Annotated in this window: 8 protein-coding genes; 6 read left to right on the top strand and 2 right to left on the bottom strand. The window is 48.7% G+C overall.

Translation table 11 applies throughout. From position 1 onward, the window contains the following. Positions 1–5 precede the first annotated feature (5 nt). Positions 6–1,286 carry a sugar isomerase gene (locus BUB37_RS03510; protein ID WP_072988560.1) on the bottom strand — a complete coding sequence of 427 codons (1,281 nt, stop codon included), beginning with the start codon at positions 1,284–1,286 and terminating at the stop codon, positions 6–8. Positions 1,287–1,313: 27 nt separating this feature from the next. Next, entirely contained in the window at positions 1,314–3,410 is a 2,097-nt protein-coding gene (locus BUB37_RS03505; protein WP_072988557.1) for a bifunctional aldolase/short-chain dehydrogenase, read from the bottom strand. Positions 3,411–3,657: 247 nt separating this feature from the next. Here BUB37_RS03505 and BUB37_RS03500 point away from each other — a divergent pair, with 247 nt between their 5' ends. The 6 genes from BUB37_RS03500 (at position 3,658) to BUB37_RS03475 (ending at position 13,788) form a co-directional block, all read left to right on the top strand. Beyond that, on the top strand, positions 3,658–4,704 hold the full coding sequence (locus BUB37_RS03500; RefSeq protein WP_072988554.1) for a GntR family transcriptional regulator: 1,047 nt from the start codon (positions 3,658–3,660) through the stop codon (positions 4,702–4,704). A 75-nt stretch (positions 4,705–4,779) separates the two neighbouring features. After that, on the top strand, positions 4,780–6,279 hold the full coding sequence (locus BUB37_RS03495) for a rhamnogalacturonan acetylesterase (RefSeq protein WP_072988551.1): 1,500 nt from the start codon (positions 4,780–4,782) through the stop codon (positions 6,277–6,279). A gap of 193 nt (positions 6,280–6,472) precedes the next feature. After that, positions 6,473–9,229, top strand: coding sequence for a glycosyl hydrolase (locus tag BUB37_RS03490; protein ID WP_072988548.1), 2,757 nt, complete (start codon positions 6,473–6,475; stop codon positions 9,227–9,229). Positions 9,230–9,240: 11 nt separating this feature from the next. After that, positions 9,241–10,359 (top strand): glycoside hydrolase family 88/105 protein, encoded by a 1,119-nt coding sequence (locus BUB37_RS03485; RefSeq protein ID WP_072988545.1) that lies wholly within the window; start codon positions 9,241–9,243, stop codon positions 10,357–10,359. A 158-nt stretch (positions 10,360–10,517) separates the two neighbouring features. Continuing rightward, positions 10,518–11,795 carry a mechanosensitive ion channel family protein gene (locus tag BUB37_RS03480; RefSeq protein WP_072988542.1) on the top strand — a complete coding sequence of 426 codons (1,278 nt, stop codon included), beginning with the start codon at positions 10,518–10,520 and terminating at the stop codon, positions 11,793–11,795. Between the two features lie 184 nt (positions 11,796–11,979). Then, positions 11,980–13,788, top strand: a complete 1,809-nt coding sequence (locus BUB37_RS03475) for a prolyl oligopeptidase family serine peptidase (RefSeq protein ID WP_244526713.1) — start codon at positions 11,980–11,982, stop codon at positions 13,786–13,788. The last annotated feature ends 5 nt before the right edge of the window (positions 13,789–13,793 follow it).

The raw sequence follows: 13,793 nt of genomic DNA, 5'->3' as shown, positions 1-13,793 counted from the left end.
CTAGTTTATAATCCGGAGGCAACGCTATGCCTGCCCCGTTCGTCTACCAGTTTTTGCCTTATCCCCATTGATCGGTAGGCCTGTATGGGGTTCAAGGCACCGTCCCTTTCCAAACGCGCCCGTTGCAAAAGCGGCCTGACATCGGTACGATAGGCATTCTGAAGTATCTCTTGGCACTGTACCACGTCGTTCTCGAGCTGTGCGGCCTTCAACCGGTCTTGATCGACCAACAAGGCCTTGGCATAAGCCTCCTGGATAGCCTCCAACGATTGTATCAGGTCTTCCAAGGGATCCTTGACGTTATGGCTCGCATCGATCATCCAGGCCGGATACGGGTTCTGTGGATTGTTCTTCATACCGTAGACGAGCTCGTTGAAAATAAGGAACAAAGCATAGGGCTTGACACTGCCAACGGTACTATCATCGTCGCCGTACTTGCTGTCGTTAAAGTGAAAACCACCTAATTTCCCTTTCATCATCAAGGTCGAAACAATCTGCTCTATGTTGGTATTGGGCAAATGATGGCCCAGATCGACCAAGGTAAAGGCCTTCTCGCCACAGGCATTGGCCAGCATAAACGAAGTGCCCCAATCCTGTATCACCGTACTGTAAAAATAGGGCTCGTAGGGTTTGTACTCGATGAACATCTTCCAATCTTCAGGCAAAACGCCATAGATCTGCTTAAGGCTGTCCTCGGTATGACGCAAGGCGGTTTGAAAGTTACTTTGACCCGGGAAATTGGAGCCGTCGGCCAACCATACGGTCAGGCTCTTGGAACCTAATTTCTTACCGATCTCGACTACTTCGATGTTGTGTGCGATCGCTTGGTCCCTTACGGCCTTGTCAACGTTGCTCAACGAACCGTACTTATAACTATGGACCGCGTCTTTCTGGTCTTGAAAGGTATTCGAGTTGACGGCGTCAAAAACGATATCGTTAAGGGCGGCCACCTCTTTGATGGCCTTGTAATCTTCGGGAACGTCCCATGGTATGTGCAACGATATGGCCCCGGCGGTTTGGGTCAGGGCGTGTAAGACGCCGACATCTTGAATCTTTTGTTCGAGCGACGATGGCTCCCCATAGTAAGAGAACCTACCAAAACGGGTACCTCCGGCACCCAAGGCCCAACTCGGGATGGCCACTTGAAAATCGGCCAGCCTTTGTACTATGGCGTTGACGTCTACCCCCTGTCCTGACAAGGTGTTCGCCAGAAAGTCGAAGCCCGCCTTATGGGCCTCCCTCAAGTTTTCGTTGCCCGACCGTATCTCTTCTTTATTGATCTGCATAATTAGTGGTTGAAATCCGTATTGGTACTATCTCACGAAAGCGTTGGCCATTCCGCCATCCACATTGATGATATTGCCGGTACTCTTGTTCAGCAATCCGACAAAGGCGAATACACCGTCGGCGATATCGGCGGGGTATATAATTTCGTTCATCAAATTTCTTTTTGCGTAATGGGCGGGCAGTTCTTCGACAGAAATGCCGTAGGCCTTGGCACGGCCTTCGGCCCAATCGCCTTCCCAAATCTTGCTACCGACGATCACACCGTCGGGATTGACGGTATTGACCCTGATCTTATCGCCTCCCAACTCCGCGGCCAACAACCTGGCCATGTGCTGTTGCGCCGCCTTGGCGGTGCCGTAGCCTACGTTGTTCGGTCCTGAGACCAATCCGTTTTTACTGGCGATGCTTATAAAATCGCCGCCCAAACCTTGGGTCCTCATGATCTTTACGGCCTGTTTTGCCAATTCGAACTGTCCCTTGACCAATACATTTTGAAGGATGTCCCAATCTTTCTCGGTGGTCTCGGTCAACGGTTTTGAAATGGCCAGACCGGCACTGTGCACCACGATGTCGACCCCTCCAAAATCCAAGCATGCCTTTTTGTAGGCGGCAGCGATCGATTCGGACTTGGTCACATCGCAAACTGCATAGGATGCCGTATCGCCTTTATACGTAGCCACCCCTTCCTTCAAACGATCTTCGGCGATATCGGTCAATACCACATTGGCCCCCTCGGCGGCCAACTTGTCGGCAATGGCCTTCCCGATTCCGCCACCGCCACCGGTAACCAAGGCTACCTTGCGCGACAGGGGTTTTTCCTTTGGCATACGTTGCAGTTTTGCCTCTTCGAGCAACCAATATTCAATATCAAAGGCCTCTTGCCTTGGCAAAGAGGTATACTCGGTAATGGCCTCGGCCCCGCGCATCACGTTGATTGCATTGACATAAAACTCACTGGCCACCCTGGCCGTTTGCTTGTTCTTGGCGAAACTGAACATTCCTACACCCGGATAAATGATAATAACCGGGTTAGGGTCTCTCATCGCGGGACTATTGTCCCTTTTGCACGACTCGTAGTACTGTGCATATTCTTTTCTGTACTGTTCGAACTCGGGTTCCAATTTTTTCAAAATGGCCTCGGGGTCGCCCAGGTCTTCATTGGCATCGAGCTTCAATACCAAGGGTTGGATCTTGGTCCTCAGAAAATGGTCGGGACAAGAGGTCCCCATCGGGGCCAACCGCTCCAAGTCGTTGCTGTTAATGTATTCGAGCACCACATCGGTATCGGTAAAATGACCGATCATCCTGTTCTCCGAAGAGCAAAGTCCGCGCAACAAAGGCATTAGCTGCGAAGCCTTATCCTTGCGTTCGTCGGCGGGCAGGCTTTGTACCTTTTGTCCTCCGAACACTTCCCCTTGTTCCTCTATTTTTTTGGCAATATACTCCGAAGCCATTTCAATGACTTCCAAACTGTTCATATAACATTCGTAGGAGGTGTCTCCCCAGGTGAACAACCCATGGCTGCCCAAGACAATGCCGCGAATTCCGGGGTTGTCGTTCAAACATTTCTCCAACTGCAGCCCCAGGTCGAAACCGGGGCGTTGCCAAGGTACCCAGCCCATGGTATCGCCCCAGATTTCCTTGGTTACTTTTTCGCTGTCCTTGGCCGCCGCCACGGCGATCAGCGCATCGGGATGCAAATGGTCGATGTGCTTGAAAGGAAGCAAGCCGTGCAAAGGAGTATCTATTGAAGGGGCCCGGCTGTCAAGATCGTAAATACAGTGGTTGAACAGCCCGACCATACGGTCTTCGTCATGCAGCCCCTCGTAAACGTTCTTCAAGTTCCTCAACCTTTCGGTATAAAGGCCGGCGATTCCCGCCCTGTCCAAGGTACCGATATCTCCCCCGGAACCCTTGATCCACATTACCTCTACCTCTTCATTGGTCAAAGGGTCTTTCTCTATGGTCTTGCAGCTGGTATTGCCCCCTCCGTAATTGGTAATCCTTAAATCGGCACCCAAGATATTGGAGCGGTAAAGAAAAAGGGCCACTTGGTCGTCGCCCAGTTCATTTGCCTTTTTTTCGTCCCATAGATAATTTACATGTTGAAATGTCTTTTGCATAACGTATATCTTATAAAGTGGTTTCTGATTGTTTTTTCACTTTCACCAAAAATACATATTCCATTTCCCGCGACTATCCTGTGCTGTACTGTGCCCTTTAAAATTTACAAAAGAAGTACCCAGCCCTATGGCCTTGCCTCAATTTTTGCTTACTTTTAGAGCCTGTTTGAACGTAGAGGATTCCAAAAGCCGAAGCGGAGATTTGAAGGTATCAAATCGGGAACGCGAATATTGATTTGAAAGACCTATGCCAGAGACCTTGAACATAAAGATTAACGAAGCCTCCCGTATTCCCAAATACATGCAGGTTGTCGATTCTATAGTGGATAGTATAGCCATGGGCAATCTACCCATTGGAAGCAAAATCCCATCGATCAACGAACTAAGTGAAAGCCTTCTGCTTTCCAGGGACACCATTGAAAAGGCATACAGACAGCTCAAGGTCCAGAAAACCATTATATCGGTAAAGGGCAAGGGGTATTACATCGCCAAGACGGAACTGATCTCAAAAATAAATGTGTTCTTTTTGGTCAACAAGCCCAGTTCCTATAAAATGCGCATCTACAATTCCTTTGTAAACGAACTCGGGGTAAACGGCCATGTCAATCTTTTTATCTACCATTGCGAGGAGTCGTTGTTTACCCATTACATTGAGCGCAATCTAGGGGCTTACGACTATTACGTGATCATGCCCCATTTTAAGGATGAAAACCTCAACCATACCTCGGCCACGGACAAGGTTACCTCGGTCTTGAACAAGATACCCAACAACAAGCTTATTATCCTCGACAATTCACAGGTTGAGATCAAGGGCAATTACGCCGCTTTGTACCAAGATTTTGAAAACGACATTTACCAAGCCCTCCTTGAGGGCCGGGAACGCTTGAGGAAATACGATAAATTGATCTTGGTATACCCTGAAAAAAAGGTATACCCCTATCCCATGCGCATTATGCGGGGCTTTAAACGGTTTTGTGGCGAGCAAGGTTTTGATTTTGAGATTTTAGGGGAAATCTATGAAGATATGGAGTTGCAAAGTCGCGATGCCTATATCATAATTGAAGAGTCCGACTTGGTCAATCTCGTACGACAAGTTCGGAAGAAGAATTTAACCTTGGGCAGCGATATCGGAATAATTTCATACAACGAGACCCCGTTAAAGGAGCTCCTGGGAATAACCGTTATCAGTACCGACTTCAATGCCATGGGCGAAACGGCAGCCTATATGGTGCTCAAAAACAAAAAAGAACGCGTTAAAAATGTTTTTAGGTATATCGAGCGGAATTCGGTCTGAAATTTTTATTCGCTTAGAATAGTGCAAGATAGGTTGTATATTGCACTCCAGTATTTATCCTCCTAACCCCACACAATGAGATTACGCATACCCACTGTGATAGTCATGATCGGACTATTCGCCTATTCCTGTTCCAACGCACCAAATGTAAAACCCGTCGTTTATACCGTAGGTGACTCCACTGTAAAAAGTGGCCGTGGCGATGGTGCCAACGGCCTTTGGGGATGGGGAGATTTTATTCAACATTTTTTGGATAGTACCGAAGTCCGTGTAGAAAACCATGCCATGGGAGGTACCAGCAGCAGAACGTTTATAGACAAGGGCCTATGGGACAGTGTTTATCTCAAACTGAACAAGGGCGATTACGTTTTGATACAGTTCGGGCATAACGACGACGGCCCCATAAACGACAATTTTCGGGCCAGGGGAAGCCTACAGGGAATAGGCGATGAAGCAAAGGAAATAGACAACATTCTTACCGGCAAACACGAAACCGTTCACAGCTATGGTTGGTACCTAAAAAAAATGGTTGCCGAAGCCAAAAACAAGGGGGCCGTTCCCATTGTATTGTCGCCCATGCCCAGAAACCTTTGGAGAAACGGCAAAGTGGTCCGCGAACCCGAATCCTACCCCTTATGGGCCAAGCAGGTTGCCGAGCAAGAAGGGGCCAGCTTTGTCGATCTAAATGAAAAAATGGCCCTTGAAATGGAGAAAATGGGTGAAATGGGGGTTACGGGCAACCACTTTTACGAAAGGGACCCCACCCACACTACGGCCCGCGGAGCGGTTTTGGCCGCCTCGGTGATCTCGAGTGAACTGCGCGCCCAAGACTCCGGCCTGGAAGACCATCTCATCGACTACCCACAGATCGTTCTGCCCAAAAAGAGAAACCTTCATTTGGTAGGCGATTCGACCATGGCCGACAATGCCAATGAAAATGCGATCGGGTGGGGCGTTCCCTTCGAGAAGTTTGTCGATACCACACGAATAAACTTTTTCAACCACGCCCGTAGTGGCAGAAGCAGTAGAACATTTATTACCGACGGTCTTTGGAAGGATGTTCTACAGGAATTGCAACCCGACGACTTCGTCTTGATTCAATTCGGACACAACGACGAAGGCACTATTGGTAAGGAAAAGTACAAGGGATCCCTCGAGGGGGTCGGCTACGAAACCAAAGATGTTATACGAAACGATAGCATTACCGAAACGGTACACACCTATGGATGGTACCTAAGAAAGATGGTTTCGGATGCCCGGAAAAAGGGGGCCAACCCCATCATCCTCAGCCTTACGCCCCGTAACGAATGGAGCCAAGGCAGCGTAGACCAACGGCACGACACCTATGTACAATGGGCCAAGGAAATAGCTGAAAGCGAAAGTGTGCCCTTTATCGATTTAAGTGCCGCCATAGCGAAGCGGTATGAACTTATCGGCAAAGAGAAGGTAGACCTTTTCTTTCCAAAAGACCACACCCATACCAACAGCGAAGGCGCCCTGTTCAATGCCAAAGCCGCAGCAGCAGCATTGAGGAACAATAAGGAAACAGGATTGCACGACTACATCTTTTTTTAACCATCAAAAACCAGCCTAGCCTATTTCGTTTTTTATAGCCCTATACCAGGCCCTAACCAAGAAAATCCGCTGTGCCGCACAATGCCCCATTCGGCAAACGTCCTGCTTGAGAGAAACAGTACAGCACAGGATGGAATTTGTACCTTTAACCTGTATTTTAGGTCCCGATCGACCGAACAACACTATGGAACCAATGATAAAAGCACCCTTGTCCGCCTCTTTTGTGCAATCGATTGTATTTGCTGTGGTCGTACTTTGTTCGCACCACGCCTCCTTTGCTCAGTACCAAACGGACGACCCGTGGCCGCAAACCACGAATATTACTAAACCGTGGACCCGCTGGTGGTGGATGGGCAATGCCGTCGATGGCGCCGGCATAGAAAAAGCCTTGGTATCTATGGGCAAGGCGGGCCTCGGCGGGGTAGAGATACAACCCATATACGGGGTAAAGGGCGAAGAGGCCAACTACTTGGACTACCTTTCGGAAGAATGGCTTCTGGCCCTCGACAAAACCATAGCCCTTGCCGACAGCCTAGGGATGCAGGTCGACATGACCTTGGGAACGGGTTGGCCCTATGGCGGTCCGCAGGTAACCCAAGAATATGCGGCGACAAAACTAGTGGTAGATACCCTTCGCCTCGAGAAAGGTACCAAAATCGAAAGGAGACTGCACCCCTCCAACAAAAAAGACCGGCCCCAGGCCGAATTAAAATATGTACTTGCCTACGATGCATCGGGCACTTTTAAAAACCTTACCCCACTTGTTGAGAACTCCTTTCTAAAGTGGAAGGCCAAAAAGAGCGACCATACCTTGTACATTCTATATATCGGCAAAACCGGACAACAAGTCAAAAGGGCCGCCCCCGGGGGACAAGGCCCGACCGTAGACCACTACTCAAAGGAAGCCTTCGACAACTATGTAAAACCCTTCGACCAAGCCTTTGAGAGCCACGGACAAAAAATCAGGAGCATCTTTAACGATAGCTATGAGGTATACCACACCGATCTTACCCCCGATTTCTTCGAGGCATTCGAAAAACTCAGGGGCTACGACCTGGCGCCCTATGTGCACTTGCTGTTCGACAAAGACAAAAACCCCAAAGGAAACCGCATACGTAGCGATTACAGGGAGACCCTATCGGATCTGTTGTTGACCCAATTTGACGAACCATGGACGGCGTGGGCCAACAACAAGGGTTTTAAAACACGTTTACAGGCCCACGGTTCGCCGGGAAACCTGATCGACATGTATGCCTCCGCCGATATTCCCGAGTGTGAGACCTTTGGCTCCATGCCCTACGACATCAAAGGCTTTAGAAGGGAACATGAAGACATTAGACAGGGCGATGCCGATCCCGTAATGCTAAAATTTTCCTCCTCGGCGGCGCATATTTCGGGCAAACCCCTAACCTCTTCGGAAACCTTTACGTGGCTTCGAGACCATTTTAAAACAGCGCTTTCACAATGCAAACCGGAAGCCGAAGACCTATTGTTGAACGGGGTAAACCACATTTTTCTGCACGGATCGACCTATTCCCCGGCCCATGCCGAGTGGCCCGGCTGGAAATTCTACGCCTCGGTAAACTTTAATGCGAACAATACCATTTGGGAAGATGCCCCCGCACTTTTTTCGTACATCACCCGCTGCCAAAGCATGCTCCAAACGGGCCAACCCGATAATGAAACCCTTATCTATTGGCCCATTTACGATGTTTGGGACGATTACCTAAAGGGCACCTTGTTCTTTCAATTCAAGATCCACTCATTGGACGAATGGTTGTTGAACACCCCATTTTATCGGACAACACAAAAATTGATGTCCCAAGGCATAAGCACCGATTTTATTTCGGATCGCTTTATAGAAAAGGCCGAGGTTGTCGACAATAAAATCGTTCTGCCCGGCGGAAGCTACAAAAGCCTAGTGGTTCCCAAATGCGATAACATGCCTTTGTCGACCCTAAAGAAACTGATTGCACTAAAACAGGAAGGGGCTTCCGTCATATTCGAGGGGCTTCCAAAAAGTGTACCCGGCTTTTATAGGTATAAAACAAGAAACGAAGAATTGACGAAACTTGTTTCGAATATACCTGAAACCAAAGAAACCCAAAACCTTTTGCACGACCTACAAGATGCCGACGTACAGGCCGAAACCTTGGTAGAAACAGGTCTCAAATTTATTCGAAGGCGTATCGGGAAAGAGAAAATATACTACCTCGTCAACCATACCGCCAAGCACATCGACTCCTATATTCCCATCACACATACAACGGAAGGGGTCACCCTTCTCGACCCCTTGGACGGCAACTACGGCAAAGCGAAAATCAAAAGGGAAAGCAACCGGACCATGGTAAAGGTCTCCATTCCATCAGGAGGGGCCTTGTTCCTAAAAACGGGTGCAAACGAAGGGCTACAGGATTGGCCCTATTTTCGCCCAATGGACATCGAGTACCCCATTGAAGGCGACTGGAAACTTTCGTTCTTAAAGGGAGGTCCAAAGCTTCCCGAAGCCGCGACGGTCAGGCAATTCGGCTCATGGACAGCCCTTTCGGAGGCCGCCGAGTATTTTTCCGGAACGGGCAGCTACGAAATAACATTCGACAATCCATCCGAAGAAATAACAAATTGGCAGCTACAATTGGGCGATGTTCGCGAAAGCGCCAAGATATTTGTAAACGAAAAGTATATCGGCACCGTCTGGTCCGCTCCCTTTAACTTAAATATAGGCTCGTTAAAAAAAGGGAAGAACAAGCTTAGGATCGAGGTGACCAACTTGCCCGCCAATAGAATCCGTGCCAAAGAACTTCGGGGGGAAGAATGGAAAATCTTCCATGAAATCAACATGGTCAACAAGGATTATGAAAAATTCGACGCCACCAAGTGGCGCCCCATGCCTTCCGGGCTTTTGCAAACCCCGACCCTCGTACCCCTAAAACTTGAACAAAACAACTAAAACTCGACCCTATGAAATCATTTACATTGCTAATTTTTGCCCTATTTGGTATTACATTGCTCCAGGCACAACCCTTTGATCGGGAAAAGGTGCTGGAAAACATGCAGACCGCCAATGCCTATTTCATGAAAAAATGGCCCGATGTGGGCAAGACGATCATCACCAATAAGGAGAGGCCCAGCAACATCTGGACCCGCGGCGTCTATTACGAAGGACTAATGGCCCTGTACGAAATATGGCCCAAGGAAGAATACTACCAATATGCCTACGATTGGGCCGAATTTCACAAGTGGAGCTTCAGGTATGGCGCCGCCAATCGAAATGCCGACGATTATTGCGCCGCGCAGACCTATATCGACCTGTACAACCTAGAACCCGACCCCCGAAAGCTCAAGAGCACAAGGGCCACCATGAACATGCTGCTCAACACCCCGCAACTTGACGACTGGTCGTGGATCGATGCCATACAAATGGGCATGCCCGTATTTGCCAAAATGGGCGTCCTTGAAAACGACAATCGTTATTACGAAAAAATGCACCAAATGTATATGTATACCCGCAACGAACACGGCGACAACGGGCTTTTTAACCCCGAAGACGGCCTGTGGTGGCGCGATGCGGACTTCGACCCCCCGTACACCGAGCCCAATGGGGAAGATTGTTATTGGAGCCGTGGCAACGGATGGGTTATTGCAGCCCTCGCAAAGGTACTCTCGATCATTCCCGAGAATGCGCCCCATCGCCAACAATACGTGGCCGATCTAAGGGCCATGGCAGAAGCCCTGGTACCCATTCAAAGAAAGGACGGCTTTTGGAACGTTAGCCTACACGACCCAAAAAATTACGGGGGCAAAGAACTGTCGGGTACGGCCCTATTTACCTATGCCATGGCCTATGGCGTAAACAACGGACTGTTGGACAGGGCCACCTACCTACCGGTAATCAAAAAGGCATGGAACGCCATGGTAACCGAAGGCTTGCACGAATCAGGGTTTTTGGGCTACCTTCAGTCCACCGGAAAAGAGCCAAAAGACGGACAACCCCTTTCGTACGACAAAATTCCCGACTTTGAAGATTATGGCTTGGGTTGCTTTCTCCTGGCGGGCAGTGAGGTCTATAAAATGAAGTAAACTCGGCAGTCAATACCCCTTCGGCGTAGGTATGTATAGGCAAGGTGCTTTTCCGCACCTTGCCTTTTCTATAATTTTTTGTTATAACTTCGGTTATTGTCCCAAAATTACCTTGCAAGATGTAATTTTGCTTTCTTTCGTTCAAAACGATTCAAAAAATGAAACCCGGACTATCTCGTTTACTCTACAAATACCTGTTGGAAATAGGTTTGAGCGAAGACGTGGCCGCATACCTCAACCTAGCGATTGTATTGATCGGAGGACTGATTTTGGCTTGGTTTCTAGACATATTGGTCTGGAAAGTCCTGCGTTCCATATCCGTCCGATTGGCCCGAAAATCGAAAACCAACTACGACAATTTTTTGGTGGCCAACAAAGTACCCCGATATGTTGCCCACATTCTGCCCTTAGGCCTATTGTACGAGTTGCTGCCCTTTGCCTTCGTCGATTTTGAGTACGCCGGCAACATCGCCTTTAAAATACTGCGCATATCCTTCGTCATCTTGACCCTTATTGTGGTCAAGAGCGTTTTTAGAAGTACGAACGACTACCTGAAGACCAAGCCGAGGTTTCGCGACAAACCCATGGATAGCTACATACAGGTATTCATGATCTTTGCCTGGTTCATTGGTTCGTTGACCATCGTTGCCATAATTACCGATGTTCAGATCTGGAAGTTCTTTACGGCCTTGGGCGCAGGTTCGGCAATAATCCTGTTGATATTCAAGGATTCCATCCTTGGCCTGGTCGCCAGCATACAGGTGAGTATCAACGATATGGTGCGTATCGGCGATTGGATCACTTTTGAAAAATACGGGGCCGATGGCGATGTTATCGAAATTACCCTTGCCACGGTAAAAGTGCGCAACTTTGACATGACGGTGACCACCATACCCACTTACTCTTTGATTTCGGATTCCTTTAAGAACTGGCGCAACATGCAAGAGTCGGGAGGGCGACGTATAAAACGCGCATTGGTCATTAGCCAAAAAAGCGTCCGTTTTTTAAGCGATGACGATGTAGAGAACCTCAAAAAGGTACAGTTGATAGAACAATACCTTGTCACGCGAACCGACCAAATACGGTCTTACAACACCTCGAACGGCATAGACAAAGCCTTGCCCGTCAACGGCAGAAACCTTACCAATATCGGCATATTCAGAAAGTACGTAAACGATTACCTGCAAAACCTTTCGGTCATCAACAAGGGCATGACCTTAATGGTCCGTCAATTGGCTCCTACATCCCAGGGCATTCCCTTGGAAGTCTATGCCTTTAGTTCAGACAAGAGATGGGAAAACTACGAATACATCATGGCCGATATCTTTGACCATCTCTTGGCCGCATTGCCCTATTTCGGACTGGAGGTCTTTGAGCTTCCCTCCTCTTTATCGGTAACCCCAAAAAGCAAAATCGGACCGGGTACCGCAATTTGATCGCAATAGTCGTCAATACATGTCCCTGATCCGGGAATGGTTTTTACGGATTCGGATTTTTAGCTATCTTCAATCCCGCGAAAAAGGGGTCGTTAAGGTCGTCCTATTTCCAAAAATCCATAAAGCAGGGCCTTAGAATGCTTTTTTGACCCAAGCAAGTGTACCGAACAAAACAATGATACAAATGAAAAAAATGGGACGTGCCCCATTCCTGGGAACCTTAGCCTTACTGTTAACAACAATCCAATTCGTCTACCCACAAGAAAAGACCCTGCCCCTTTGGCCAAACGGTGCGCCCGACGCCCTTAACGATGCCTCGTACAAAGAGCAGGTTCAATACGACCCAACGGGCACCGTACGGGGCTACAGCAAGGTATCGGATCCCGAGCTCATCCTTTTTCAGGCGGATGAAAAAATTGCTACGGGCACTGCCGTGGTCATCTGCCCAGGTGGGGGCTATTCGCATTTGGCCATCAACAAAGAAGGGTATAAAGTGGCCAAATGGTTCAATTCCCTAGGAATATCGGCCCTGGTACTCAAGTATAGGATGCCCTATGACGGCACCATGAAAAACAAGTCCGTCGGACCCTTGCAAGATGCCCAGGAAGCCTTGCGAACGGTACGCAGAAATGCCGCCCAATGGAATATCGACCCGAACAAAGTGGGCATTATGGGCTTTTCGGCAGGCGGTCATCTGGCCGCTACCCTTTCTACCCACTATAACGACAAGGTCTATGAGGTAAAGGACGGAACCAGTGCCCGACCCGATTTCTCGATCCTGATCTATCCGGTCATCTCTATGGAAGAAGGCATTACCCACATGGGATCCAGAACCAAGCTTTTGGGCGAAAGCCCCAGCCCTTCCGACCTATCAAAATTTTCCAACGAAAAGCAGGTAGACCAGCACACCCCGCCGGCATTTCTTGTTCACACTACCGAAGACCAGGCCGTACCGGTCGAAAACAGTATACGCTACTACTTGGCCCTAAAGGAAAACAAAGTGCCCGCCGAAATGCATTTGTACGAAAAAGGAAAACACGGTATGGGCCTCGGTGTCTTTGGCACCAACAAACATTGGCCCACCGATTGTGAAAACTGGCTAAGGGCCAACGATTGGTTGCCGAACAAAGACGTTTATCTCTTCTCGTACTTTAAAGGGAACGGTGAAGACGGACTTCATTTTGCTTACAGTGAAGACGGTTATAAGTGGCAATCCTTAAAAAACGACCAATCGTTCTTAACCCCAAGGGTAGGCAAGGATTCCCTCATGCGCGACCCCTGTATCATCAAGGGCAGGGACGGGAATTTTCATATGGTATGGACGGTAAGCTGGACGGACAAGGGCATTGGCTATGCGCGTTCGAAAGACCTGATCCATTGGTCGGAACAAAAATTCATTCCCGTAATGGCCCATGAACCGGACACCAAGAATACGTGGGCACCCGAGATTACCTACGACCCCGAAAACGGAAGCTATATGATCTATTGGGCCAGCACCATCAAAGGCCGTTTTCCGGAAACCAAATCAAAAAAGGAGAATGGCTACAACCACCGTATGTACGCCACTACGACCAAAGACTTTGAAACCTTTACGCCTACCGAATTGTTGTACGATCCCGGATTCAACGTAATAGATGCCTCCATTCAAAAATTGGACGACAAGTACATCATGTTCTTAAAGGACGAGACCCCCGACCCTCCCCAGAAAAACATTAAGATTGCCTACGCCGATAGGTTAAAGGGCCCCTACACGGCCGCAAGCGAGCCCATTACGGGAGACTATTGGGCCGAAGGGCCGACCGCTATCAAGATCAACGACGAGTGGGTAGTCTACTTTGACAAATATAGGGACCATAAATACGGGGCCGTTCGTTCAAAAGACCTAGAAAACTGGGAAGATATTTCAGACCAAATCGTTTTTCCCGAAGGAACCCGACACGGAACGGTACTTAAAGTTTCCCCAAAATTGATCGAGCAGCTGAAAAAGGAGTAAAAAGC

Origin of the sequence: Pseudozobellia thermophila (assembly GCF_900141855.1) — a bacterium.
Taxonomy (GTDB): Bacteria; Bacteroidota; Bacteroidia; order Flavobacteriales; family Flavobacteriaceae; genus Pseudozobellia; species Pseudozobellia thermophila.
This window is presented reverse-complemented; position numbering and strand designations above follow the sequence as displayed.